This is a genomic window from Leptothrix sp. (in: b-proteobacteria) (assembly GCF_965250675.1).
In the GTDB taxonomy this organism is placed as follows: Bacteria; Pseudomonadota; Gammaproteobacteria; order Burkholderiales; family Burkholderiaceae_C; genus Sphaerotilus.
Genome location: NZ_CBDFPH010000006.1, coordinates 246611 through 273166, shown reverse-complemented (window position 1 = coordinate 273166; position 26556 = coordinate 246611). Strand labels below are relative to the sequence as shown.

22 protein-coding genes, 1 pseudogene and 2 riboswitches are annotated in these 26556 nt (G+C 67.3%); of the genes and pseudogenes, 18 read left to right on the top strand and 5 right to left on the bottom strand.

The annotated features are described in order from the left end of the window. The 3 genes from AC5IG3_RS08765 to hemP form a co-directional block, all read right to left on the bottom strand. On the bottom strand, positions 1–2215 hold a 2215-nt coding region (locus AC5IG3_RS08765), incomplete at its 3' end, for a TonB-dependent receptor (protein ID WP_491905902.1). A 123-nt stretch (positions 2216–2338) separates the two neighbouring features. Beyond that, on the bottom strand, positions 2339–2704 hold the full coding sequence (locus AC5IG3_RS08760) for a DUF2325 domain-containing protein (protein ID WP_491905901.1): 366 nt from the start codon (positions 2702–2704) through the stop codon (positions 2339–2341). A 138-nt stretch (positions 2705–2842) separates the two neighbouring features. After that, positions 2843–3067, bottom strand: coding sequence for a hemin uptake protein HemP (gene hemP / locus AC5IG3_RS08755; RefSeq protein WP_491905900.1), 225 nt, complete (start codon positions 3065–3067; stop codon positions 2843–2845). A gap of 227 nt (positions 3068–3294) precedes the next feature. Between hemP and ahpC the strand changes: the two genes are divergently transcribed. From ahpC to AC5IG3_RS08725, 6 genes are all read left to right on the top strand, one after another. Beyond that, positions 3295–3858 carry an alkyl hydroperoxide reductase subunit C gene (ahpC, locus tag AC5IG3_RS08750; protein ID WP_491905899.1) on the top strand — a complete coding sequence of 188 codons (564 nt, stop codon included), beginning with the start codon at positions 3295–3297 and terminating at the stop codon, positions 3856–3858. Positions 3859–4024: 166 nt separating this feature from the next. Continuing rightward, complete coding sequence (ahpF, locus tag AC5IG3_RS08745; RefSeq protein WP_491905898.1) at positions 4025–5599, top strand: alkyl hydroperoxide reductase subunit F; 1575 nt, start codon at positions 4025–4027, stop codon at positions 5597–5599. 53 nt (positions 5600–5652) lie between these two features. After that, positions 5653–6132: a bacterioferritin gene (gene bfr / locus AC5IG3_RS08740; RefSeq protein WP_491905897.1), complete on the top strand. Its 480-nt coding sequence runs from the start codon at positions 5653–5655 to the stop codon at positions 6130–6132. 136 nt (positions 6133–6268) lie between these two features. Continuing rightward, positions 6269–6475, top strand: coding sequence for a (2Fe-2S)-binding protein (locus tag AC5IG3_RS08735; RefSeq protein WP_491905896.1), 207 nt, complete (start codon positions 6269–6271; stop codon positions 6473–6475). A gap of 49 nt (positions 6476–6524) precedes the next feature. Next, positions 6525–7664: a tRNA guanosine(34) transglycosylase Tgt gene (gene tgt, locus AC5IG3_RS08730; RefSeq protein WP_491905895.1), complete on the top strand. Its 1140-nt coding sequence runs from the start codon at positions 6525–6527 to the stop codon at positions 7662–7664. 10 nt (positions 7665–7674) lie between these two features. After that, positions 7675–8382, top strand: a complete 708-nt coding sequence (locus AC5IG3_RS08725; RefSeq protein ID WP_491905894.1) for a class I SAM-dependent methyltransferase — start codon at positions 7675–7677, stop codon at positions 8380–8382. Between the two features lie 17 nt (positions 8383–8399). Here the strand turns inward: AC5IG3_RS08725 and AC5IG3_RS08720 are convergent, their stop codons facing one another. After that, positions 8400–8795, bottom strand: coding sequence for a cupin domain-containing protein (locus AC5IG3_RS08720; protein ID WP_491905893.1), 396 nt, complete (start codon positions 8793–8795; stop codon positions 8400–8402). Positions 8796–8939: 144 nt separating this feature from the next. Further along, positions 8940–9179, bottom strand: coding sequence for a hypothetical protein (locus AC5IG3_RS08715; RefSeq protein ID WP_491905892.1), 240 nt, complete (start codon positions 9177–9179; stop codon positions 8940–8942). 78 nt (positions 9180–9257) lie between these two features. Here AC5IG3_RS08715 and AC5IG3_RS08710 point away from each other — a divergent pair, with 78 nt between their 5' ends. From AC5IG3_RS08710 to AC5IG3_RS08655, 12 genes and pseudogenes are all read left to right on the top strand, one after another. Further along, positions 9258–10241: a recombination-associated protein RdgC gene (locus AC5IG3_RS08710; protein ID WP_491905891.1), complete on the top strand. Its 984-nt coding sequence runs from the start codon at positions 9258–9260 to the stop codon at positions 10239–10241. Positions 10242–10312: 71 nt separating this feature from the next. Then, a riboswitch (glycine riboswitch) is annotated at positions 10313–10431 on the top strand. A 10-nt stretch (positions 10432–10441) separates the two neighbouring features. Continuing rightward, positions 10442–10566, top strand: a riboswitch (glycine riboswitch). Between the two features lie 62 nt (positions 10567–10628). After that, on the top strand, positions 10629–11786 hold the full coding sequence (gene gcvT / locus AC5IG3_RS08705) for a glycine cleavage system aminomethyltransferase GcvT (protein WP_491905890.1): 1158 nt from the start codon (positions 10629–10631) through the stop codon (positions 11784–11786). Positions 11787–11828: 42 nt separating this feature from the next. Continuing rightward, a complete protein-coding gene (gene gcvH, locus AC5IG3_RS08700; protein WP_491905889.1) occupies positions 11829–12203 on the top strand; it encodes a glycine cleavage system protein GcvH in 375 nt (124 codons plus the stop codon). Between the two features lie 72 nt (positions 12204–12275). Next, positions 12276–15176: an aminomethyl-transferring glycine dehydrogenase gene (gene gcvP / locus AC5IG3_RS08695; protein WP_491905888.1), complete on the top strand. Its 2901-nt coding sequence runs from the start codon at positions 12276–12278 to the stop codon at positions 15174–15176. Continuing rightward, positions 15157–16368, top strand: coding sequence for an acyltransferase family protein (locus tag AC5IG3_RS08690; RefSeq protein ID WP_491905887.1), 1212 nt, complete (start codon positions 15157–15159; stop codon positions 16366–16368). Before gcvP ends, AC5IG3_RS08690 begins: the two co-directional genes overlap by 20 nt. Positions 16369–16377: 9 nt before the next feature. Then, positions 16378–17101: pseudogene (ypfH, locus tag AC5IG3_RS08685) on the top strand (esterase). Between the two features lie 201 nt (positions 17102–17302). Next, positions 17303–17962 carry a hypothetical protein gene (locus AC5IG3_RS08680; protein ID WP_491905886.1) on the top strand — a complete coding sequence of 220 codons (660 nt, stop codon included), beginning with the start codon at positions 17303–17305 and terminating at the stop codon, positions 17960–17962. A 20-nt stretch (positions 17963–17982) separates the two neighbouring features. Further along, complete coding sequence (locus AC5IG3_RS08675; RefSeq protein ID WP_491905885.1) at positions 17983–18348, top strand: response regulator; 366 nt, start codon at positions 17983–17985, stop codon at positions 18346–18348. Between the two features lie 13 nt (positions 18349–18361). After that, entirely contained in the window at positions 18362–18682 is a 321-nt protein-coding gene (locus AC5IG3_RS08670) for an STAS domain-containing protein (RefSeq protein WP_491905884.1), read from the top strand. After that, a complete protein-coding gene (locus AC5IG3_RS08665) occupies positions 18679–20793 on the top strand; it encodes a chemotaxis protein CheA (protein WP_491905883.1) in 2115 nt (704 codons plus the stop codon). Before AC5IG3_RS08670 ends, AC5IG3_RS08665 begins: the two co-directional genes overlap by 4 nt. Before the next feature lie 19 nt (positions 20794–20812). Next, positions 20813–23911, top strand: coding sequence for a methyl-accepting chemotaxis protein (locus tag AC5IG3_RS08660; RefSeq protein WP_491905882.1), 3099 nt, complete (start codon positions 20813–20815; stop codon positions 23909–23911). 38 nt (positions 23912–23949) lie between these two features. Then, complete coding sequence (locus AC5IG3_RS08655) at positions 23950–26538, top strand: methyl-accepting chemotaxis protein (RefSeq protein ID WP_491905881.1); 2589 nt, start codon at positions 23950–23952, stop codon at positions 26536–26538. Positions 26539–26556 lie beyond the last annotated feature (18 nt).

Here is a 26556-nt window from a genome sequence, read left to right as displayed (position 1 = left end):
AGAGCTTGTTGGTGACGTTGCTCAGGTTGGCCTTGAGGCTGAAGCGCTCGGGGTCGAACGCGAACTCGGCCATCAGGTCACCCGTGACATAGCCCGGCGCATGGAAGGCCCCGGCAGCGGCCAGGTCGGCCGGCGCCATCTTGCTGCGGAAGTTCAGGCCGGCGCCGACGCGCAGCAGCTTCGAGACCTGGTAGCTGTTCCACACCGTGCCGCTGTGCACCGGCGTCAGGCCGGGGCGGTCACCCTGGCGGTTGCCGAAGGTAGTGGCGGTGGGCGCGGCCACGTCCACCTTGGCGTCCGGCATCCACATGTAGGAGACGAAGACCTCCCAGTCGCGCGTCAGCAGGCCGTTGAAGTCGATGTCGATGCCGGTGGTGTGGCGCTTGCCCGACAGCAGCAAGGCGGTCGCGGCGGTGTCGGGGTCGGTGTTGCGCTCGTTCTTCTTGGTCGAACGGAACAGCGCCACGCGGGTGGTGAAGCGCTTGTCGGCGCTGTCGATCTTGGCGCCGAGCTCGATGTTCTCGCTCTGCTCCGGCGCGGTGTTGGCGCTCTGCGCGTTGTACGAATACGAGTCGCCCGAGGTGTTGAACGAGGTGCCCCACGAGGCGTGGAACGAATGCCGCTCGCTCGGCTGGTAGAGCGCGCCCAGCCGCTTGCTGAACTCGCCGATCTTCTGCTGGTAGGGGGTGACGGCGCCAGTGGTGGCGATCTGCTCGAAATCGCCGCTCATGCGGTCGTAGCGCAGGCCGCCCAGCAGCTTCCAGCCCGGGGCCACCTCGACCAGGTCCTGTGCATAGACGCCAGCGGACACGTTGACGAAGCCGCTGGCCTCACCCAGCACGCGCAGGCTTTCGTTGATGCTGGCGCCATCGTCGGGCGTGCCGGCCGTGGTGTTGGACTTGTTGAGCGTGACACCGGTGGGCAGCGTGGCGCGGTAGACGGTCTTTTCCTCGCGGGCGATGTCGGCGCCGGCAATCAGCTCGTGCTTGAAGCCCAGGCCCTCGAACTTGGTGCTGTAGTCGGTCTGGGCGTTGAGCGTCTCCAGCTTCTGGATCTTGAGCTGCGTGCCGCGCGTGAAGATCGTCGCGTCACTGAAGGTGGCCAGCGTGGGCGCCGTGGTCGGGCAGTTCGGGTTGGTGACCACGCCGGTGGTCGCGTTGGTCTGGGCGGTGCAGAAACGCACCGTGCTGGCGCGCTGGTCACGGTCGAAGCTGCCCTGGCGCACGGCGGTCTTGAGCGTGCTGCCGTCGCCAAAGCGGTGCAGGTGGCTGAGCGTCGCAGTGGTGGCGGTGCCGTGGTTGTAGTCGCTGGCCATGCCGTAGTAGCGGCTCGGGTCGAGCGTGCTGATCAGCGTGCTGTCGGCGGCCACCGAGGTCGCGTTCGGCCGGATCCACGGCAGGCCGTAGTTCATGCCGTTGTCGTTGTTGAGGTGCGAGACGGAGGCCGAGAACTCGTCCCCGGTGCCGATGCCCCAGCGGTAGGTGCCTGCGATGCCCTGCTTGTCGATGCTGCTGCCCGAGCCGTTGTTGTCGGCCTGCGTGCCCATGACGTTGAGGCGCAGCGCAGCGTCATCGCCGGTCTTGACGTTGAAGTCACCCGTCACGCGCCGGAAATTGTGGTTGCCGGCGGTCAGGCTGACCTCGTGGCTGTCCATCAGGAAAGGCTGCTTGCTGACCTGGTTGGCCGCGCCGCCGGTGGAGCCGCGGCCGAACAGCATCGAGGCCGAGCCGCGCAGCAGTTCCAGTCGGTCCCAGTTGAACGAGTCGCGGTCGTAGAAGGCCGGGTCGCGCATGCCGTCGATGAAGATGTCGCCGGTGGCCTGCAGCGAGAAGCCGCGCAGGCGGATGTCTTCCTCGCCGCCCTCGGCTGCCAGGAAGGTGATGCCGGCGGTGTTCTTGAGCGCGTCCTTGAAGGTGTCGAGGTTGCGGTCGTCGATCAGCCGCTCGGTCACGACCGTGACCGACTGCGGGATGTCGCGCAGCGCCTGCTCGCCACGGCCGATGGTGGTGCGGGTGGCCTGCACGGTGTCCTTGGCAGGCACCTCGGCGCGGCCCCGCACGGTGATCTTGGGCAGCGCGGCGTCGCCAGCGACTGACGCTTCCTGCGCAACAGCCAGCGAGGCGAAGCCGAAACCTGCGGCCAGAGCGCCCAGAGGCAGGATCAGCGCAGTGGCGGTCGATGAGCGACCCGATGGGAAACGAGGACGGCGAGCCATGACAAAACTCCAGAAAGAAGACAAATGGTGTGCGGGGCAGATGCTGTGGAGCACCTGACACTTTTTCTGGCGTAAGGCTGGACCGCTTCGCTAATGATAACGATTCGTATTAATTATGAAAACTCAAGTGTCTTCAATTTGCGACACCTCGCCCACGCTGTGCACCTGACCCGAAACGCTCGACCGCCCGACCAGGACACAGCGCTTGCCCGTGCGCCTGCAGTGGTCCTTGACGCGCCAGTAAGCCCCGTGGCTGATGCAGCCGACCTGGCAGATCACCAGGTCGGCGGCGGCCAGGTGCGTGTGCAAATCCAGGTCCGGGTCCGGGCGCAGCACCTCCTCGCGCAGACGGGCAATCAGCGTGTCGCGCGCCATCAACCGACCGCGCAACCGCATCAATTCGGCCTGCTGCGCCGCAATGCAACTCGACTGCTCGGCGATCTGCTGCGTGACGCGCGATTGAATCGCCGCCAGTTCGCGACTCAGCACAGCGTTCTCACGCCGCAATGCTTCAAAAGCGTGCACGTCGGCACGAGCCTCCTCAGGCCAAGGCCTGCCTGCAGAAAAATCACGCTCGCACATCGTCAACCCCTCCTTCAACAGCCGCGCAGGACGCGCGTAAAACCATCACTTGGTCAGGATGAGCTTGCCCAGGGACGTGAGGCGCAGGCGGTAGATGACGCCGTCGTGGTCGATCTCCACCTCCACGCGGTCGCCCAGCAAGTCGCGGCTGAAGAGACGCTCGGCGTGCGGCGGTCGGACAGATCGCGGCAGTGCAGCCGCAGCGGCATCAGTGAGCGTCGGCGCCGCAGGTTCAAACGGCAAGGCATCGGGCAAGTCAAAAGTAGTCATGTCGCCATGTTAATGCGAATCATTATCGATAGCATCATTTGTCGACATTTCGGCCTGACGCACAACTGCTGAAAGATGCCCTCATATAGCCTTTGACTATTGATGAACAAACAACAGTCAATTGGATCAATAGACCAGCAGACCTTAAGATTCGGTCATCGGTTGGGAAAAGCGCTCAATCGGAACACCCCAAAGATCACCTTCTGTTCAACCCCTGGAGCTTTCCAATGTCCCTGATCAACACCCAAGTCGTCCCCTTCAAGACCGCCGCCTTCCACAACGGCAAGTTCATCGACGTGAGCAACGAGTCGATGCTGGGCAAGTGGTCGGTCGTGATCTTCATGCCGGCGGCTTTCACCTTCAACTGCCCGACCGAAGTCGAAGACGCGGCTGAGAACTACGCCGAGTTCCAGAAGGCCGGCGCCGAGGTGTACATCGTCACCACCGACACGCACTTCTCGCACAAGGTGTGGCACGAGACCTCGCCGGCCGTGGGCAAGGCCCAGTTCCCGCTGGTGGGCGACCCGACGCACAAGCTGACGCGCGCTTTCGGCGTGCACATCGAAGAAGAAGGCCTGGCACTGCGCGGCACCTTCGTGATCAACCCCGAAGGCATCATCAAGACGGCCGAAGTGCACTCCAACGAGATCGCCCGCGACGTCAAGGAAACCCTGCGCAAGCTCAAGGCAGCCCAGTACACCGCCGCTCACCCGGGCCAGGTCTGCCCGGCCAAGTGGAACGAAGGCGCCGCCACGCTGACGCCGTCGCTCGACCTGGTCGGCAAAATCTGATCGATCCGAGATCGTGACACCCGCAATGGTCGGCCACGCGCCGGCCTTGCCCCGGCCTCTCCCGAGGCCTCGCTGAAAGCACCCCGACCGCCGTGTCATCGGGTGCTTTCAACGAGGTCGGGATGACCTCGCCCTGAAACCGCACTGCCACCCGAAGGACACCGCCATGTTGGATGCCAACCTCAAGACCCAGCTCAAGGCCTATCTGGAGCGCCTGCAGCAGCCGATCGAACTGGTCGCCTCGCTCGATGACAGCAAGAGCGCGCAGGAAATGCGCGAGCTGCTGGAAGACATCGCCCCGCTGAGCGACAAGATCACCGTGCGCTACGACGGCAGCGATGCCCGCAAGCCATCCTTCAGCATCAACCGCGTCGGCGCCGACCTGGGCCTGCGCTTTGCAGCCATCCCGATGGGGCACGAATTCACCTCGCTGGTGCTGGCGCTGCTGCAGGCCGGCGGCCACCCGCCCAAGGTCGAGGCCGACGTGATCGAGCAGATCAAGGCGCTGGTGCCGGCCGAAGGCGACCTGGTCTTCGAGACCTATATGTCGCTGACCTGCCACAACTGCCCGGACGTGGTGCAGGCGCTCAACCTGATGGCCGCGCTCAACCCGCGCATCCGCCACACCGCCATCGACGGCGGCCTGTACCCCGGCGAAGTCGAGTCGCGCCAGGTCATGGCCGTGCCCAAGGTCTACCTCAATGGCGAGGTGTTCGGCTCGGGCCGCATGGAACTCGGCGAGATCCTCGCCAAGGTCGACACCGGTGCGTCCCGGCGCGAAGCGGCCAAGCTGTCCGAGAAGGCGCCTTACGACGTGCTGATCATCGGCGGCGGCCCGGCCGGCGCAGCCGCTGCGGTCTACGCCGCCCGCAAGGGCATCCGCACGGGCATCGTCGCCGAGCGCTTTGGCGGCCAGACCATGGACACCATGGGCATCGAGAACTTCGTCTCGGTGCTGGAAACGCAGGGCCCCAAGTTCGCCGCCGCGCTGGAAGCGCACGTCAAGGCCTATGACGTCGACGTGATGACGCTGCAGCGCGTTGCCCAGCTCACCCCGCCGGCCGTGCCCGGTGCGCTGGCCAGCGTCAAGCTGGAGAACGGCGCCGAGCTCAAGAGCCGCACCGTCATCCTGGCCACCGGCGCGCGCTGGCGCAACGTCAACGTGCCCGGCGAAGCCGAGTACAAGAACAAGGGCGTGGCCTACTGCCCGCACTGCGACGGCCCGCTGTTCAAGGGCAAGCGCGTGGCGGTGATCGGCGGCGGCAACTCGGGCGTGGAAGCGGCCATCGACCTGGCCGGCGTGGTCAGCCACGTCACGCTGATCGAGTTCGCCGACCAGCTCAAGGCCGACGCCGTGCTGGTCACCAAGCTCAAGAGCCTGCCCAACGTGGTGATCCACACCAACGCCCAGACCAGCGAGATCACCGGCGACGGCCAGAAGGTCAACGGCCTGAGCTTCATCGACCGCGCCAGCCAGGAAACGCATCACGTCGAGCTCGAAGGCGTGTTCGTGCAGATCGGCCTGGTGCCCAACACCGAGTTCCTCAAGGGCACGCTGGAGTTGAGCCGCTACGGCGAGATCATCATCGACGCCAAGTGCCACACCAACCTGCCCGGCGTGTTCGGCGCGGGCGACGTGACCACGGTGCCGTACAAGCAGATCATCATCGCCACGGGCGAGGGCTCCAAGGCGGCGCTGTCGGCGTTCGACTACCTGATCCGCACGCCGGCGGTGAACTGAGCGAAGACAGGCGTGACAATGACTTGTCTTAAACCACACGCAGGAGTTCTCCCATGCAAGGCGACAGCCAAGTCATCGCGTACCTGAACGCGCAACTCAAGAACGAACTCACCGCCATCAACCAGTACTTCCTGCATGCGCGCATGCTCAAGAACTGGGGCCTGATGAAGCTGGCCAAGCACGAGTACGAAGAGTCGATCGAGGAGATGAAGCACGCCGACAAGCTCATCGAGCGTGTGCTGATGCTCGAAGGCCTGCCCAACCTGCAGGACCTGGGCAAGCTCTACATCGGCGAGACGCCGATCGAGACGCTGCACTGCGACCTGAAGATCGAGATGGCCTCGCACCCGCTGCTGAAAGACGCCATCGCCCACTGCGAGAGCGTGCGTGACTACGTCTCGCGCGACATCCTGCTGGAGATCCTCGACGACACCGAAGAGCACATCGACCACCTGGAGACCGAGATCGGTCTGGTCGCCCAGGTCGGCGAGCAGAACTGGCTGCAGAGCCAGATCGGTGGCGGCACGTCCTGAGGCGCGCCGGAATTCTTTCTCAAGAAAGGGCCAGTGGCCCTTTTTTTACGCCCACACTTGAGAAGGATTCTCATTTCGTTTAGCATTTACCTGCTCGATCTTCACCCTTCCGTCCACCACCCCTGCAGGTTCCACCATGATCGTTTGTCTGTGCAATCGTGTCAGTGATCGCGACATCCGCCGTGTCGTACAGATTCAAGGCGTGCGGGATTTCGAGGTGCTCAAGGACCTGACGCGCGCGGCCTCATGCTGCGGTTGCTGTCATGACTGCGCCCGCGAGGTGTTCGATGCCGCCTGCCATCAGGACACGATGCAAGCCGGGCCGCAGGCCGTCAGTGCCTGACGCTCAAGCCCGATGACGCTGGAGCGGCTGGCACTGAGACAATCGGGCCATGCTGAAATTCGATCTCCTGACCACCGAAGGCCACGCCCGGCGCGGCCGCCTGACGCTCAACCATGGCGTCGTCGAGACGCCGATCTTCATGCCCGTGGGCACGTACGGCACCGTCAAGGGCGTGATGCCGCGCTCGCTGGAAGAAATGGGCGCGCAGATCATCCTGGGCAACACCTTCCACCTGTGGATGCGCCCGGGCCTGGACGTGATGAAACAGTTCGGCGGGCTGCACAAGTTCGAGAACTGGCACAAGCCGATCCTGACCGACTCGGGCGGCTTCCAGGTCTGGAGCCTGGGCGAGATGCGCAAGATCAGCGAGGAAGGCGTCAAGTTCGCCTCGCCCGTCAACGGCGACAAGCTGTTCCTGACGCCCGAGATCAGCGTGCAGATCCAGACGGTGCTCAACAGCGACATCGTCATGCAGTTCGACGAGTGCACGCCGTACTGGCAAGGCGCCAAGGGTGTCGGCCACATCACGACCGAGAACGAGGCCCGCGTGTCGATGGAACTCAGCCTGCGCTGGGCCCGGCGCAGCAAGGCCGAGTTCGAGCGGCTGGCCAACCCCAACGCGCTGTTCGGCATCGTGCAGGGCGGCATGTTCGAGCGCCTGCGCGAGGAATCCCTCAACGCGCTGGTCGAGCTGGACCTGCCCGGCTACGCCGTGGGCGGCGTTTCGGTGGGTGAACCCAAGGACGAGATGCTGCGCATCATGGCGCACACGCCACATCGGCTGCCGGCGCAGAAGCCGCGCTACCTGATGGGCGTGGGCACGCCCGAGGACCTGGTCGATGGCGTGGCTGCCGGCGTGGACATGTTCGACTGCGTCATGCCCACCCGCAACGCGCGCAACGGGCACCTGTTCACGCGCTTTGGCGACCTGAAGATCCGCAACGCGCGCCATAAGACCGACGAGCGCCCGCTGGATGAAACCTGCGCCTGCCACACCTGCCAGAACTTCAGCCGCGCCTACCTGCACCACCTCGACCGCTGCGGCGAAATGCTCGGGCCGATGCTCACCAGCATCCACAACCTGCACTACTACCTCAACCTGATGCAGGAAGTGCGCAACGCGCTGGACGTGGGGCAGTTCGCCGCGTTCCAGGCGCAGTTCAAGGCCGACCGCGCACGCGGCGTCTGAGCCGCACCCGATGCCCGGCTACCTGGTCAAGCACGAACCCATTGCCATCCACGGCGTGGCGGACATGAACATCCGCTCGCTGCTGGACCGCCAGCAGTACGCCGACCCGCTGGGCGCGGCGGCGGCTTTGGGCATTTCATCGGCGATGTGGCCGCTGTTCGGGCTGGTGTGGCCCTCGGCCCGGCAACTCGCCGCCGTGGTGGCATGCCGCCCGGTCAGCGACGACGAGCGCATCCTGGAGATCGGCTGCGGCCTGGCGCTGGCCAGCATGACCTGCCACCGGCGCGGCTCGCAGGTCACCGCCAGCGACTGCCACCCGCTGGCGGGCGACTTCCTGCGCCGCAACCTGCTGCTCAACCACCTGACGCCACTGCCCTATCGCCACGGCGACTGGGGCGTGCTGCCCGAGGCCGACCTGGCACCGCAATGCGCGCAGGGCCCGCGCCTGCAGGGCCGCTACGAGCTGATCATCGGCAGCGATGTGCTCTATGAGCGCGACGAGGCCGGCGTGCTGCCGCAGTTCATCGCCCGCCACGCCGCTGCGGTGGGTGAGGTGCTGATCGTCGACCCCAACCGGGGCAACCGCGCCCACTTCCAGCGCCACATGCAGGCACTGGGCTACCGGCTGGAGGAAACGCTGCTGCGGGAGACGCTGGTCAATGGCGACATCTACCGCGGCCGGTTGCTGCATTACCGGCGCGGCGTGCTGGCGCACTGAAGGGAAGCGGGCAGCGGCTACTTCGGCTCGAACATGATGACCTGGCAGTCCGCCGGGCCGATGTTCTCGACCGAGTGCGACGGCACCGCCGGCTGCACACGCGCAAAACCTGCCTTGCGTGGCGCTTGCTGCGTGGTGCCGTCAGGCGCATGGTTGCGCAGCACGCAGTCGGTCAGGAAGTAGATCGCTGCCATCGGGTGCGCATGCGGCAGGTCACGCTCCCCCGGCTTCCAGGTCACCTGGATGACGCGGTACTGATCGTTCTCCGCAACCACCTTGTAGATGTCGGGCGAAGCGAAGAACGACAGCGGCACCGACTGCGCCAGCGCCAGTCCGGACAAGGCCCCGACGGCCAACGCTGCAACGCAACGCCCCAGGTGCAAGCGGATGAAGGTGCGGGAAAGATGGACCATGCGGGTGCTCCTTGGCTTCTGGTGGACCGGATGAAACCGTGGGCACATGCCCACCCGACCAGATTAGCCAGCGCCCGCCTGCGCCGCTTGACGCGTCGCAATGGCGAACGCGGCGGTGACGCTCACCGCAGCGAAGCCCGCGAATCAGACGTCCAGCGTGTAGATGTCCGCCGTGCTGCGCTCGACCGCGCTGTGCCCGCCCAGCGCGTGGTCCCAGACCGCGTCTGCCGCGCTGGCCTGCGGCTGCAGGCCGGAGGTCATGACGGAGACCTCCTCCGAGGCGGCGTCGAATTCGGCCACCGGGTGGCGGTCGGCGTCGAACAGGCGCGCGACCATGCCGCCGCCCGCGTCGATGATCACCAGAAAACGTGCCGGCTTGTTCATGATGTGGGCCTCCTTGATGCCCTGCACTCCAGCCTAACAGCGACGCGACAATCGCGCACTGTCCCATCCGAGCCTGTCATGTTCAAGAACCTGAAGATCTACCGCATTGCCCCCGACTGGTCGACCACCGTGGCCGACGTGCAGGAGCGCCTGGAGCGCACGCCCTTCATCGAATGCGGTGCCAGCCAGCCGCTGTCGCTGGGCTGGGTCCCGCCGCGCGGACAGGCCCACGGCGCGCTGATCGAGGCTGTTGACGGCCAATGGCTGCTGAAGCTGATGATCGAGCAGAAGGTGGTGCCCGGCTCGGTCATCAAGAAGCGCGTCGATGCGCTGGCCGTGCAGATCGAGCAGCAGACCGGCAGCAAGCCCGGCCGCAAGATGAGCAAGGAGCTCAAGGAGCAGGCCCTGCTCGAGCTGCTGCCGATGGCCTTCACCAAGCAGGCCGCCGTGACGGTCTGGATCGACCTGGCCGAGCGGTTCCTGATGCTGGACACCGCCAGCGCCAGCCGCGCCGATGAGGTCGTGAGCCAGCTGGTCGAGGCCCTGCCCGGCTTCAGCGTCATGCCGCTGCACACCGCGCAATCGCCGGCCGCCGTGATGGCCGACTGGCTGCTGAGCGGCGAGCCGCCCGGCACCTTCACCGTCGACCGCGACTGCGAACTCAAGACCGCCGACGAGATGAAGTCCGTGGTGCGCTACGCCCGCCATGCGCTGGACACCGACGAGGTGCGCGCCCACATCCAGCAGGGCATGCGCCCGACACAGCTGGCGCTGACGTGGACCGGCCGCGTCTCCTTCGTGCTGACCGACACGCTGCTGGTCAAGAAGATCGCGTTCCTGGAGGGCGTGTTCGAGGAAAAGTCCAGCTCGCGCGACGCCGACGAGTCCTTCGACGCCGATGCCGCCATCGCCACCGGCGAGCTGAGCCGGCTGATCCCGGACCTGCTCGACGCCCTCGGCGGCGAGCAACTGCCAGGCAGCGTGATGGCCGAGCCAGCATCTGTTGTGGCCGTGCCGACGCTGGCCGCAGCCAGCCCTGCCGACGACAGCCCGCCGTGGTGATGAGGCCGTGAACGCCGCACCGGACGGCGGCTGATTCACATCAGCCCGACGCCCGAATCGCGGGGCTACACTGCGCACCGTCAGGAGAGAGCCGCGCCGCTGGAAACAGCGCAGCGCAGCCGCCGAAGGCGCAGAGGCCGGGCTGAAAAGCCGGTTTCGAACGCTCAGGCAAAAGGACTGGCAAACGCCCCCGCAAGGGGCGTCACCTCACTGGAGAGAGACCGCGCGCCGCAAGGCGTCTGCCGGTCCACCGAAGGGGCAAGCGGCGTGACGGCGCAACCGGCACGCGGCCAATCTCTCAGGTAAAGCGGACAGCGAGGGCACACCCACCGACCCCGGTGGAACGGATGGCGACCGCGTGTCGCACCATGCCCTTGGAGAACTGCCATGTCCGCTGCCGCATCAGATTCGACCCTCGCCACCACGACCACCACCCCGGCCTTGCTGCGCACGCCGCTGCACGAGTTGCACCTCGAACTCGGCGCCCGCCTGGTGCCGTTTGCCGGCTACGCCATGCCGGTGCAATACCCGGCCGGCATCGTCGCCGAGCACCGCCAGTGCCGCGAGGCCGCCGCGCTGTTCGACGTCTCGCACATGGGCCAGATCCGCCTGATCGGGCCGGACGCCGCCGCCGCGCTGGAAACCCTGGTGCCGCAGGACGTGCAAGGCCTGGCGCTGGGCCAGCAGCGCTACGCCTTCTTCACCAACCACTCGGGCGGCCTGCTCGACGACCTGATGATCACGCGGCGTGAAGATGACCTGCTGCTGGTCGTCAACGCGGGCTGCAAGGATGCCGACCTTCTCCACCTGATGTCGCACATCGGCCACCGCTGCCAGATCGTGACGCTGCCCGACCACGCCCTGCTGGCGCTGCAAGGCCCGCAGGCGGCCACCGTGCTGGCGCGGCTCAACGCCGGCGTGGCCGGCCTGCGCTTCATGACCGGCGGCCACTTCGCACTGGCTGGTACCGACTGCTTCGTGACCCGTTCGGGCTACACCGGCGAGGACGGTTTCGAGATCTCGGTGCCCGCCACGCACGCCATCGCGCTGGCGCGCACGCTGCTCGGCCAGCCCGAGGTGCAGGCCGCCGGCCTGGGCGCCCGCGACACGCTGCGGCTGGAAGCCGGCCTGTGTCTCTACGGACACGACATCGATACCACCACCTCGCCCATCGAGGCCGGCCTGAGCTGGGCGATCCAGAAGGTGCGGCGCGCCGGTGGAGCGCGGGCCGGCGGCTATCCGGGCGCCAGCTTCATCAACACGCAACTGAGCCAAGGCCCGTCGTCCAGGCGCGTCGGCCTGCTCGGGCTGGAGCGGGCGCCGGTGCGTGAAGGCGCGGCGCTGTTCGATGGCCAGGGCCACAAGCTCGGCCGCGTCACCAGCGGCACGCTGGCGCCAGGCGTGAACCAGCCGATCGCGATGGCCTATGTCGCCGCCAACCACGCCGCCCAGGGCGCCGAGTTGTACGCCGAGGTGCGCGGCAAGCGCCTGCCGATGCGGGTCGTGGCCATGCCCTTTGCGCCGCACCGATACTTTCGCGGCTGACAGCACTTTTTCAACCTCACTTTTTCTTCTGGAGCCTTTCGCATGAGCCTCAAGTTCACCTCCGACCACGAATGGATCAACGCCGCTGACACCGCCGCCGCCGTGGTCGGCATCACCGTGCACGCGCAGGACGCGCTGGGCGACGTGGTCTTCGTCGACCTGCCCGCCGTGGGCAGCACCTTCGCCAAGGGCGACGTGGCCGGCGTGGTCGAGTCGGTCAAGGCCGCCGCCGATCTGTACATGCCCGTGACCGGCGAGGTCATCGAGGTCAACGAAGCCCTGCGCGACGACCCGGCGCTCGCCAACACCGACCCGCTCGCCAGCGGCTGGTTCTTCAAGGTCAAGCTCGCCAACCCGGCCGAGCTGAACGACCTGATGGACGCGCCCGGCTACGACGACCTGCTCAAGACGCTGTAAGCCGTCGCAGCCTCCCACGTCATGCCCGCGCGGGCATGACGTGTTTCCTTGCCTTTCTTGATTCACCCGCCGATGTCAGCCCTGCCCACCCTCGCCCAGCTCGAAAACGCCACCGAATTCACCGCGCGCCACATCGGCCCCGGTGCCGCTGACGAGGCTCACATGCTGAGCCACATCGGCGCAGCCAGCCGTAGCGCGCTGATCGAGGCCGTGGTGCCGCGCAGCATCGCCCGCCCCACGCCGATGGACCTGCCCGCGCCGCTGACCGAGGCGCAGGCACTGGTCGAGCTGAAAGCGCTCGCCAGCCGCAACCGCGTGCTGCGCAGCCACATCGGCCAGGGCTACCACGGCACGATCACGCCCGGCGTCATCCTGCGCAACGTGCTGGAGAACCCGGCCTGGTACACCGCCTACACGCCGTATCAGGCCGAGATCAGCCAGGGCCGGCTGGAAGCGCTGGTGAACTTCCAGACCCTGGTGTGCGACCTGACCGGGCTGGCGATCGCCAACGCCTCCATGCTCGACGAGGCCACCGCTGCGGCCGAAGCCATGACGCTGGCCAAACGCAGCGTCAAGAGCAAGAGCAACACCTTCATCGTCGCCGGTGACTGCCACCCGCAGACCATCGAGGTGGTCCTGACCCGCGCCGCGCCGCTGGGCATCGACGTCAAGGTGGGCAACGCGCCCGAGCTGATGGCCGAGGGCGACTACTTCGCCGTGCTGGCGCAGTACCCGTCGACCACCGGCATGCTGCACGACCTGCGCGCGTTCACCGAGGCCGCACACGCCCAGGGCGCCGCCTTCATCGTCGCCGCCGACCTGCTGGCGCTCACACTCTTGGCCGAGCCCGGCAGCTGGGGTGCCGACATCGCCATCGGCAACACCCAGCGCCTGGGCATGCCGATGGGCGCGGGCGGCCCGCACGCCGCGTATCTGGCCTGCCGCGACGAATTCAAGCGCTCGATGCCGGGCCGGCTGGTCGGCGTCAGCGTCGACAGCCACGGCGCGCCGGCCTACCGGCTGGCGCTGCAGACCCGCGAGCAGCACATCCGCCGCGAAAAGGCCACCTCCAACATCTGCACCGCGCAGGTGCTGCCAGCCGTGATCGCCAGCCTGTACGCGGTCTATCACGGCCCGGCAGGCCTGACGCGCATCGCCCAGCGCGTGGCCAGCTACACCGCCATCCTGGCTGCGGGCCTGACCCAGCTGGGCCACAGCGTGACCAACCGCTACGCCTTCGACATGGTGACGGTGGGCATCGGCGCCGCGACCGAGGCCATCCTGGCGCGCGCCCGCGCCGGTGGCGCCAACCTGCGCCAGGTATCGCCCACCCACGTCGGCATCAGCCTGGACGAAACCACCACCCGCGCCGACATCGCCGCGATCTGGTCGTGGTTTGCAGCCGATGGCCAGGCACTGCCGAGCGTCGATGCGTTCGAGGCCGGCATCGAGCCGCTGATCCCCGCCGCGCTGCGCCGCACCAGCGCCTTCCTGACGCACCCGGTCTTCAACACCCACCACAGCGAAACCGAAATGCTGCGCTACATCCGCAGCCTGTCGGACAAGGACCTGGCGCTCGACCGCAGCATGATCCCGCTGGGTTCATGCACGATGAAGCTCAACGCCACGGCCGAGATGATCCCGATCACCTGGCCCGAGTTCGCGCAGATCCACCCGTTCGCGCCCGCCGACCAGCTGGCCGGCTACGCGCTGCTCAACGACCAGCTGTGCGCATGGCTCAGCCAGGCCACCGGTTACGCGGGCATCAGCCTGCAGCCCAACGCCGGCTCGCAGGGTGAATACGCCGGCCTGCTCATCATCCAGGCCTGGCATGAGAGCCGGGGCGACCACCACCGCAACATCTGCCTGATTCCGGAGTCGGCGCACGGCACCAACCCGGCCTCGGCGCAGATGGCGGGCATGCAGGTCGTAGTCACCCAATGCGACGCCGAGGGCAACATCGATCTGGCCGACCTGCGCGCCAAGTGCGAAAAGCACCGCGAGCAACTCGCCGCCATCATGATCACCTACCCGTCGACCTACGGCGTGTTCGACACGCATGTGAAGGAAATCTGCGCGCTGGTGCACGAGTTCGGCGGCCGGGTCTACGTCGACGGCGCCAACATGAACGCGCTGGTCGGCGTGGCCGCACCCGGCCAGTTTGGCGGCGACGTCAGCCACCTCAACCTGCACAAGACCTTCTGCATCCCGCACGGCGGTGGCGGGCCGGGCGTGGGGCCGGTGTGCGTGGTGGAAGACCTGGTGCCCTTCCTGCCGGCACATCGCACGGCAGGCGTGGGCGGTGAGCACAGCGTCGGTGCGGTCAGCGCAGCCCCTTTGGGCAACGCCGCCGTGCTGCCGATCAGCTGGATGTACGTGCGCATGATGGGCGCCGCCGGCCTGAAGGCCGCGACCGAAGTGGCGATCCTGAGCGCCAACTACATCGCCGCGCGACTGGCGGACCACTACTCCATCCACTTCAGCAGCGGCCTGGACGGCGTCAAGGGCGGTGGCGTGGCGCATGAATGCATCCTCGACCTGCGCCCGCTGAAAGACAGCTCGGGCGTCAGTGCCGAGGACGTCGCCAAGCGCCTGATCGACTACGGCTTCCACGCGCCCACGCTGAGCTTCCCCGTCGCCGGCACGCTGATGGTCGAGCCGACCGAGAGCGAGCCGCTGATGGAGCTCGACCGCTTCTGCGACGCCATGATCGCCATCCGCGCCGAGATCGCGCAGGTCGAATCGGGGGCCTGGCCGCGCGAGGACAACCCGCTCAAGAACGCACCACACACCGCCGAAGCACTGCTCAAGGCCGACTGGCCGCACGCCTACAGCCGCGAGGCCGCCGCCTACCCGGTGGCCAGCCTGCGGCGCGGCAAGTACTGGTCGCCGGTGGGCCGGGTCGACAACGTCTGGGGCGACCGCAACCTGTTCTGCAGCTGCGTGCCGCTGAGTGAGTACGATCCTGCCTGACCTGACCTCCAGCAAGCCGATGACGCCAGACAGCCCCCTACTCGCCCTGACTGCCACCCTGCTGGCTCTGCTGGTGATGCACCTGTTCACGCGGCGGACTGCATCCACCGCATTGCCAGGACGCTACGCGACGATTGACGGGCTTCGAGGCTATCTCGGCTTCTTCGTCTTTCTGCATCACGCATGCATCTGGTACCAATATCTGCAGACAGGTCGATGGGAGCTGCCGACCTCCAGGCTGTACACCCATCTGGGGCAAAGCAGCGTGGCGCTGTTTTTCATGATCACGGGTTTTCTGTTTTTCTCGAAACTGCTCGATCATGCCCACCAACCCCTGGACTGGAAGCGCCTGGCGATTTCGCGCGTGCTGCGACTCACGCCTGCCTACCTGTTGGCGATAGGGTTGCTGTTCACGATCGTGGCCATCTTGAGCAGCCAACAAGACCACGGCATGGCTGCAGACCTAGGCAAAGGTGTGCTGAGTTGGCTGCTGTTCACCATTCCGGGTAGCCCTGACCTGCACGGTGTGAGCGATACGTTCACCCTCGTGGCAGGTGTGACCTGGTCACTGCCGTATGAATGGTTTTTCTATCTCGCCCTGCCGCTGCTGGCCTGGCCTGCGCGCGTGAAAGTACCTTGGCAGGTAGTTTGCATCAGCCTGCTGCTGATGGCCGTGATGATGACCGTCTGGCACCCTAATGGCCGACATCTGCTGGCTTTTGCAGGCGGCATGGGCGCAGCGTGGGGCGTGCGCACAAGCGCCGTGCAGAAATATGCCCGCAGCAGATACGCCACCGCCTGGGCGCTCATCAGTCTGCTGGTCTGCGTCAGCGCGTTCAAGACGGCCTATCAATTCATGCCGACCCTCTTGCTGACCAGCGTGTTCGTCATCGTCGCTGCAGGCAATGACCTGCTGGGAGCACTGAGCCTGCGCGCGGCACGTGCGCTGGGCGACATGACCTACAGCATCTACATGCTGCACGGACTGGTCTTGTTCATCCTGTTTCGCTTCGTAATCGGTATTGAAGCGGCGCGAGGCCTGGGGGAAGGCGCGTACTCGGTCGTCGTTCTCCTGCTGACGCCGCTGCTGTTGCTGCTTGGACACCTGTCCTTCCGTTGGGTGGAGCGTCCTGCGATGCAACTCACCAAGACGTCTGCACGACCGGGCACGCAGACGCCCGTGCTCACTTAAAGTGCCGACATGAACACACCCACCTCCTCCATCGAACTCCTGCCCGCCAGCGGTGCTCCGCAACAACTGATGGTGCTGCTGCACGGCGTGGGCGCCAATGCGCAGAACCTGCTGCCGCTGGCTCAGGTGCTGCGCCAGCAGTTTCCACAGGCTGCCGTGCTGCTGCTGCAGGGCTATGAGCCGTTTGGACGGCATGCCGCACGACGGCTCGGCGCGGCAGTGGTTTTCGGTGCGCGGCGCGATTGAGGCCGAGCGTCCGGCGCGGGTCGCCGCCGTGCTGCCGCAGCTGATGGCCGACATCCGTGCGCATCAGGCGCGCCTGGGCGTATCGCCCGAGGCTACCGCGCTGGTGGGGTTCTCGCAGGGCTCGATCCTGTCGCTCGAAGCCGTGGCCGCCGCAGACGGCCTGGTCGGGCGCGTGCTGGCCTTCAGCGGCCGCTACGCCACGCTGCCAGCGCAGGCGCCGCAGAAGACCACGCTGCATTTTTTCCACGGCGGGGCCGATGGCGTGATCGACGTGCAGCACGCCCGCGCGGCCATCGAGCATCTGTCGACGCTGCCGGGCGCCGACGCCACCATCGACATCGCCCGGGGCGTGGGTCACGAACTGCACAGCGCGCTGGTCGACACCGCACTGCACCGCCTGACGCACCACATCCCGGCGCGCACCTGGCAGGCCGCGTTGAGCGCAGCCGCCGCCGCATCGCCGGAAGGCAGCGACACGCGGCACTGAAAAAGGCCATTGAGGCCAGCATCCTCCGCATGAGCGCACCCGGGACGGGCCCTGCTCATGCGCGGTTCACGCGTTACAAAAAGCAGCCCAAAACCCAGCTTACTTCCACGTTTGTGAATTTTGCTTTTCCGGCACAGTGGCAGCACTGAAAACCCGGGACGCGTCCGTCCAGGCCGTCAATAAAAAGCGAAGCACATGGACATGCAAGCCCCAAAGCCCAGCGCCCCCCGAGCCGCCGCAGCGCCCAGCGGACGGTTTGTGCGCTGGCTGCGCCCCTTGCTGGCCGCCGGCACCTGCGCGGGCGCCCTGCTGCTGGCGCAGGAAAGCGAAACCACCCGGCAGGTGGCGCTGCTGACCGCGCCACTGGCGATTGCCGGCATCACCCTGACAGGCCGCCAACGCGCCGCCGCCAGCCTGCAGCAGAACACTGCCGGCACGCGCCTGATGGTCGAGTCGGTCGTGCCAGTCTGGCAGCGCCAGATCGTGGCCTCCAAGCAGGAAACGGCACAGGCCATCGACGGCCTGCTCAACAGCGTCTCGCACCTGTCGGAAGCGCTGCGTCAGACCGGCTCGCTGCACGACACCTCCGCCCTGCGCGCTGCCAGCGAGCAGGTCGACCGCGAACTGGAACAAGTCTTCATCGGCTTCCAGTTTCACGACCGCATCACGCAGATGCTCGACAGCGTCTCGCAGGACATGCAGCGCTTCACCACCTGGGTGGCCGAGCACGAACAGGTCCATCCGGCCGATGCAGCGCAGTGGCTCGAACAGCTCGAGCGCAGCTACACGATGGACGAGCAACACACCCATCACCACGGCACGACTGCGACCAAGAGCAACACCGTGGTCGAATTTTTCTGAAAACCCGAAGGAGTAAAGAGATGAGCAAGACAGTCATGGTGGTGGACGATTCGATGAGCTTTCGCACCGTCGTCAAGCTGGCGCTGCAGAAGGCAGGCTACACCGTCATCGAGGCGGGTGACGGCAAGGAAGCGGTCGCCAAGCTCGACGGCCAGAAGATCAACCTGATCGTCTGCGACGTCAACATGCCGCAGATGGACGGCCTGAGCTTCGTGCGCCACATGAAGACGCTGGCAGCCTACAAGTTCACGCCGGTGATCATGCTGACCACCGAAACCCAGGAAGCCAAGAAGGCCGAAGGCCGCGCGGCCGGCGCCCGCGCCTGGATCACCAAGCCCTTCCAGCCGTCGCAGCTGGTCGAGGCCGTCAACAAGCTCTGCGTCTGAGCCACGCGCCGCCATGGACGCGACCGCCCAGATACTGGCGCTGCAGGGTGAGCTGACCATCTCCGGCATCGGTGAGCAACGCGACGTGCTGCTGCAGGCCATCGCTGCCACGGGCGACCACCCGGAGGCCCGCCTGAGCCTTGATCTGGGCGGCATCCATGCCTGCGACAGCGCCGGCGTGCAGCTGCTGCTGTCGGCCCGGCTGAGCCTGATCGCCCGTGGCGCAGTGCTGCACGTCAGCGCCTGCAGCACCCCGGTGAGCGAGGTGCTGCGCACCTACGGCCTGCAGTCCTTGCTGGACCGCAGCGCCGCACCCGAAGGAGTTCCCGCGTGAGCAGCCCGCACCCGAGCGATGACCTGAGCGACGACGACGCCATCCTGGCCGCCGCGCGCGACGGCTTTCTGGAAGAAGCCGACCAGTTGCTGCAGCAGTTCGAGGACGCGCTGCTCGGACTCGAATCCGACCCGCAGGACAGCGAACTGCTCAACGCCGCCTTCCGCGCCGCGCACACCGTCAAGGGCACCGCCGGCCTGTTCGGCTGCGACGCGGTCGTGAGCTTCACCCACGGGGTCGAGACGCTGATGGAAGCGTTGCGCAGCGGCGACCTGGCCGTGAGCGAGCCGATCTTTGCCGCGCTGCTGGCCTCGCGCGACCAGATGGAACGCCTGCTGACCGAAGTGCGGCACGGCCGCTCGCGCCTGGACGACTGCGACCCCGACATCGCCGCCATCAGCCACAGCCTGGGGCAGACCCTGCGCACGCTGATGGGCAAGCCTGCGGAAGCCGCATCCGTCAGCACGGCGCCTGCCTTGGCGGCGGCAGCATCCGGCCTCGTGGTCTGGCACCTGTCGCTGCGCTTTGGCGCAGATGCGCTGCGCAACGGGCTGGACCCGCTGTCGTTCATCCGCTACCTCGACACGCTGGGCGAGGTGCTGCACATCGCCACCGTCTGCCCCGACCTGCCGCCGCTGGAGTCGCTGGACCCGGAGGGCTGCCACCTCGGCTTCGACATCCGCTACGCCAGCGCCGCCAGCCGCGCCACCATCGAGCAGGTGTTCGATTTCGTCATCGACGACTGCGAGCTGAGCCTGGTCGCCGAAGACGCGCCTGCCGAAGAAACCGCAGCGGTCACTGCCACGCCCGAGCCAGCGACTGCGGCAACGCCTGCACCGGCACCTTCCCCGCCGCCCGCCCCCGAGCGCCGCAACAGCCCCGCCGACCGGCGCGGTGACGACACCCGCTACCTGCGCGTGTCGGCCGACAAGCTCGACCACCTGATCGACCTGATCGGCGAGCTGGTGATCGCAGGCTCAGGCGCTGAGCTGGTGGCTCAGCGTGAGCGCTCACCCGCCTTCATGGAAGCCGCGCTGCGCATCCACGACCTGGTGCAGGAAGCGCGCGACGGTGCCTTGAGCCTGCGCATGGTGCCCATCGGCGAAACGTTCTCGCGCTTCCAGCGCGTGGTGCGCGACGTGAGCAAGGCGCTGGGCAAGGACGTCGAGCTGCAGATCACCGGCGGCGACACCGAGATGGACAAGTCCATGGTCGAAGCCATTGCCGACCCACTGATGCACCTGGTGCGCAACAGCCTGGACCACGGCATCGAATCCAGTGACGACCGCGCCGCCAGCGGCAAGAGCCCGCGTGGCCGGCTGGCGCTCAACGCGTATCACGAGAGCGGCCAGATCGTCATCGAGGTCAGCGACGACGGCCGGGGCCTGGCGCGCGAACGCATCCTGGCCAAGGCGATCGAGCGCGAGCTGATCGCGCCCGACGCGCAGTTGAGCGACGCCGAGGTCAACCACCTGATCTTCGCGCCCGGCTTCTCGACCGCCGACAAGGTGACCGACATCTCGGGCCGAGGCGTCGGCATGGACGTGGTCAAGCGCAACATCGACGCGCTGCGCGGCCACATCCAGATTGCCAGCACGGTCGGGCGTGGCACGACCATGCAGATCCGCCTGCCGCTGACGCTGGCGATCATCGACGGCTTCCTCACCAGCATCGGCGACGTGCACTACGTCGTGCCGCTGGAGGGCGTGGTCGAGTGCATCGAGACCCCGCCGGCCTGCCGCGCCGGCCACCACGGCGCCAACGGCGGCCCGCGGCTGTCGGGCTGCTTCGACCTGCGCGGCGAGGTGCTGCCCTACGTCGACCTGCGCACCTGCTTCCAGCTCAGGAGCGCGCCGCCCGCGCGCCAGAGCATGTTGCTGGTACGCACCGCCACCAGCAAGGTCGGTCTGCTGGTCGACCGCCTGCTGGGCGAGCACCAGACCGTGCTCAAGCCCCTGGGACGCGTGTTCCAGCAGCTGCCGGGCATTGCCGGCTCGACGATTCTGGGCAGCGGCGAAGTCGCGCTGGTGCTCGACGTGCCCAGCCTGATGACGCACGTCACGCCGCCCGTCACCCGCAGCGGCGCGCACCACCCCCACCCGATTCACTGATACCCGCTCCGGAGCCACCATGGACTCTTTGAACCGCCGCACCGCAGCCGCACCGCTGGTGCCGCCCACTTCGCCCAGTACATCATCCAGTGCCGTGGACCGGGTATTTGCCCCGCTCTCGCCGCTGCTGTCCCGGTTGCGCCTGAGCAGCAAGGTGGCACTCATCTCGGCGGTGCTGTTCGTGCCGATGGCCAGCCTGCTGGTCAGCACCCTGAAGACCTCGACCGACGCGATCAACGCCACGCGCACCGAACTGCAGGGACTGGAGATCGCCACGCAGACCCAGAACCTCATCACCGAGGTGCTGCGCCACCGGGGCCAGACCTACCTCGCGCTCAAGGGCAACACCGAGGCCGACAGCCAGAGGCCTGCGACGCGCGCAGCCATCGACAAGCTCATGCAGACCATCGGCGCCGATGCCGTGCCGCTGAACCTCGACAAGGACTGGGCCAAGGTGCGTACCGACGTGCTGGGCGTGACCGGCGCGCAAGGCGCCAAGGACGCCAACACCTCGGTCAGCCAGCACACCGCGCTGATGCGCGACCTGTACGAATTCAACCTGCGTGCCGCCGAAGCCAGCGGGCTGACGCTCGACCCGGAAGCCGCCACCTACTACCTGATGTCGGCCGCCACCGAGCGCACCTTCCCCTACATGGAGGCGATGACCACCATCCGCACCGTCGGCACGCTGGCGCTGCAGGTGGGCGAGTGGACCGCTGCGGACACCAGCCAGCTCAATGCCCAGCTGCTGCAGCTGGAGAAGGCGCAGCAGGGCGTGCAGCGTCAGCTCGACGCCCTGCAACGCTCCGGCGTCGAGCCGCCCAAGGCCTGGGCCGAGGCCCAGCGGGCGGTGGAGCCGTTCGTCGCCTCCGTCGTGGCGCTGCGCCAGGAAGGCAAGCTCCAGGGCGATCCGGTGGCGCACGTGCGCCGGGGTGCCGAGACGGTCGAGAAGATCAACACCTTTCACCGCGAAACCACCGACCTGCTGAAGAACCTGCTCCAGGCGCGCGACGCGAATCTCACCGCACACCGCAACTGGCAGGCTGGCCTGTCGGCGCTGGGCCTGCTGCTGGCGCTCTACCTGTACAGCGCCATCACGCACTCGATCCGCCGCTCGGCCCGCCGGCTGCAGGCTGACGCCGACCTGATCGCCTCCGGCACGCTCGACCAGCCGGTGCACGCGGCTGGCCAGGACGAGCTGGCGCAGATCGGTGCCTCATTCGAGCAGGCCCGCAGCACGCTGCTGCGGCTGATCAACGACATGCACACCATGTCGGCAGAACACGAGAGAGGGGACATCGACGTCTTCATCGCGCCGCAGCAGTACGCCGGCGAGTACGCCAGCATGGCCGGGCACATCAACGCCATGGTCGCCGGCCACATCTCGGTCAAGCGTCAGGCGCTCGGCGTCATGCAGTCCTTCGGCGAGGGCGACTTCGACGCCCCGCTTGAGCTCTTCCCCGGCAAGAAGCGCTTCGTCAACGACGCGGTCGAGTCCGTCCGCGCCCGCCTGCGTGAGGCTGCCGCCGCCGCCGCCGAGAACCTGCGCATCCGCACCGCCCTGGACGGCACGCCCGGCGCGGTGTTGATCGCCAATGCCGAGGGCACGGTGCGCTATGCCAACGAGGCCGCCCACGCGCTGTTCGCCCGCCATGAGGCCGATGTCGCCAGCGTGGTGCCGGGCTTTGCCGCCACGCGCCTGATCGGCAGCTCGGTCGAGCCGTTCGCCCGCCCGATGGGCTTGCCCGCCAACCTGGTCCACGCCCTGCACAGCCCGGTGCGCACCGAGGCGCGCGCCGGCAGCCGCACGCTGGCCCTGACGGCCAGCCCGATCCAGAACGCCGCCGGTGCCCGCACGGGCGTGGTGCTGGAGTGGTTCGACCGCACCGAGGAGGTCCGCCTGGAGCAGGAGGTGACGTCCGTCGTGGAGGGCGCCGCACGCGGTGACTTCTCGGCCCGCATGGATGTGGCGCACGCCAGCGGTTTCTTCAAGCTGCTGGGCGGCGGCATCAATGATCTGGTGGGCGCGACCGAGCGCAATCTGGACACGTTCAGCGCGGCGCTGTCGCGCATCTCGGACGGGGATTTGAGCCAGTCGGTCGAGGGGGACTTCGAGGGCATCTTCGAGCGCCTGCAGGGCGACTTGAATCAGATGATGGCGCAGCTGGTGTCGACCATCTCGCAGGTCAATGCGGCGGCGTCTTCGCTGACGGCGGCGGCCAATCAGGTCTCGAGCACATCGCAGTCGCTGTCTCAGTCGGCCTCGGAACAGGCCGCGAGCATCGAGGAGACGAGTGCTTCGCTGCAGGAGATGGCGGCCTCCGTCAAGCAGAACGCCGACAACGCGCAGATGACCGATGGCATGGCCACGCAGGCCGCGCGCGAGGCCACCGACGGCGGTGGCGCGGTGGCGCAGACGGTAGAAGCGATGAAGGCGATTGCCACGCGCATCTCGATCATCGATGACATTGCGTACCAGACCAATCTGCTGGCCTTGAACGCGGCGATTGAAGCCGCTCGTGCGGGTGACCACGGCAAGGGCTTTGCGGTGGTGGCCGCCGAGGTGCGCAAGCTCGCCGAGCGCAGCCAGGTGGCGGCGCAGGAGATCGGGCAGCTCGCAGGATCGAGCGTGCAGATGGCCGAGAAGGCCGGCGCGCTCCTGGGCCAGATGGTGCCCTCGATCAACAAGACCAGCGAGCTGGTGCAGGAGATCGCCGCCGCCTCGGGCGAGCAGGCCGGCAGCGTCACGCAGATCAATGCGGCGATGAATCACGTCAATGGCTCGACGCAGCAGAACGCTTCTGCGGCAGAAGAACTCTCGGCCACGGCCGAGGAGCTCTCCGCCCAGGCCACTCAGCTGCAGGAACTCATGGCCTTCTTCCAGCTTCAGGCCGAGATGGTCACGCCGCCTGCTGCCGCTCAGAGTCGCGGTCACGCCAGCGCGGGCCACACCCGCCCTGTGCCTGCAGCAGCGTTCTCCAGCGTGCCGCGCATCGCCGCCCAGCGCCATGGCAAGGCCTCGCACCACCACGCATCGACCACCAGCCCGTCCAGCCGCAGCAAGGCCTCCGGTGCCTGGGCCGATGTGGTCGACGAAAGCAGCTTCAGCTCGTTCTGAACCGGCACCACGCCTGACACGCCTCACCCGAGAACATGATGACCCCTGACCGCCCCTTGCCATCCCGCACTGGCAGCCTCGCCCGGCGCTTGTCCATCACGTGGCGCCTGTTCCTCGGTGCCGCGTTGCCGGTGCTGATGATCTGCGCCTTCGCGCTCTGGCTCATACCGACGCTGGAGCAGTTGCGCGCGCATTCGCAGGTCACGATGCCGGCGCTGGTCGATGACGCGATGCTCGGCAAGGACATGCAGCGCAACGTGGTGCAGGTGCAGCAGTTCCTGTCGGACGTGTCAGCCACGCGGGCGCTGGACGGGCTGGATGACGGCTTTGCGGCAGCAGCCAGGAACAAGGCCGAATTCATCGCCGGGCTGGAGCGCTTTCGCACCGCATTGACACACCGTGGCGCCACGGCGGAACTGGCGACGCTCGACCGGCTGCACGGTCAGTTCGATGTCTATTACGCCGCTGGCGTCACCATGGCGCAGGCCTACGTCAAGGGCGGCCCGGCGGCGGGCAATGCCTTGATGCCGCAATTCGACAAGGCCAGCGCCGACCTGCAAACCAGCATGGACGCGTTCATCGGCGGTACCTCCGCGCGCCTGCAGGCCGAAACCGGCGTGGTGGGTGAGATGACCGCCGCCGCCGAGCGCCTGGCCCTGACGCTGTGCGCCGCCGTGGCGCTGGGCACCGGCTTGCTGATCTGGGGGGTCGCGCTCAGCATCACCCGCCCGCTCAAGCAGGTACAAGCCTCTGCCGCCGACATTGCCGCCGGCCGTTTCTCAGACACCATCGAGGTGCAGGGCAGCGACGAGCTCGCCCAGCTGGCGCGCTCGGTCGAGCAGGTGCGCCACACGGTGAACGGCCTGATCGAGTCGGTCAACACCATGTCGGCAGAACACGAGAGAGGGGACATCGACGTCTTCATCGCGCCGCAGCAGTACGCCGGCGAGTACGCCAGCATGGCCGGGCACATCAACGCCATGGTCGCCGGCCACATCTCGGTCAAGCGTCAGGCGCTCGGCGTCATGCAGTCCTTCGGCGAGGGCGACTTCGACGCCCCGCTTGAGCTCTTCCCCGGCAAGAAGCGCTTCGTCAACGACGCGGTCGAGTCCGTCCGCGCCCGCCTGCGTGAGGCTGCCGCCGCCGCCGCCGAGAACCTGCGCATCCGCACCGCCCTGGACGGCACGCCCGGCGCGGTGTTGATCGCCAATGCCGAGGGCACGGTGCGCTATGCCAACGAGGCCGCCCACGCGCTGTTCGCCCGCCATGAGGCCGATGTCGCCAGCGTGGTGCCGGGCTTTGCCGCCACGCGCCTGATCGGCAGCTCGGTCGAGCCGTTCGCCCGCCCGATGGGCTTGCCCGCCAACCTGGTCCACGCCCTGCACAGCCCGGTGCGCACCGAGGCGCGCGCCGGCAGCCGCACGCTGGCCCTGACGGCCAGCCCGATCCAGAACGCCGCCGGTGCCCGCACGGGCGTGGTGCTGGAGTGGTTCGACCGCACCGAGGAGGTCCGCCTGGAGCAGGAGGTGACGTCCGTCGTGGAGGGCGCCGCACGCGGTGACTTCTCGGCCCGCATGGATGTGGCGCACGCCAGCGGTTTCTTCAAGCTGCTGGGCGGCGGCATCAATGATCTGGTGGGCGCGACCGAGCGCAATCTGGACACGTTCAGCGCGGCGCTGTCGCGCATCTCGGACGGGGATTTGAGCCAGTCGGTCGAGGGGGACTTCGAGGGCATCTTCGAGCGCCTGCAGGGCGACTTGAATCAGATGATGGCGCAGCTGGTGTCGACCATCTCGCAGGTCAATGCGGCGGCGTCTTCGCTGACGGCGGCGGCCAATCAGGTCTCGAGCACATCGCAGTCGCTGTCTCAGTCGGCCTCGGAACAGGCCGCGAGCATCGAGGAGACGAGTGCTTCGCTGCAGGAGATGGCGGCCTCCGTCAAGCAGAACGCCGACAACGCGCAGATGACCGATGGCATGGCCACGCAGGCCGCGCGCGAGGCCACCGACGGCGGTGGCGCGGTGGCGCAGACGGTAGAAGCGATGAAGGCGATTGCCACGCGCATCTCGATCATCGATGACATTGCGTACCAGACCAATCTGCTGGCCTTGAACGCGGCGATTGAAGCCGCTCGTGCGGGTGACCACGGCAAGGGCTTTGCGGTGGTGGCCGCCGAGGTGCGCAAGCTCGCCGAGCGCAGCCAGGTGGCGGCGCAGGAGATCGGGCAGCTCGCAGGATCGAGCGTGCAGATGGCCGAGAAGGCCGGCGCGCTCCTGGGCCAGATGGTGCCCTCGATCAACAAGACCAGCGAGCTGGTGCAGGAGATCGCCGCCGCCTCGGGCGAGCAGGCCGGCAGCGTCACGCAGATCAATGCGGCGATGAATCACGTCAATGGCTCGACGCAGCAGAACGCTTCTGCGGCAGAAGAACTCTCGGCCACGGCCGAGGAGCTCTCCGCCCAGGCCACTCAGCTGCAGGAACTCATGGCCTTCTTCCAGCTTCAGGCCGAGATGGTCACCACCCCTGCTGCCGCTCGCTCCTCGGGTGGGTCGGGCCACAGCAAGTCGGGCGGCGCGTGGGCGGATGTGGCGCGCCGCAGCCGCCGCAGCACCGTCGGCAGCTACTGACGCGGCCGCCACAGGAGT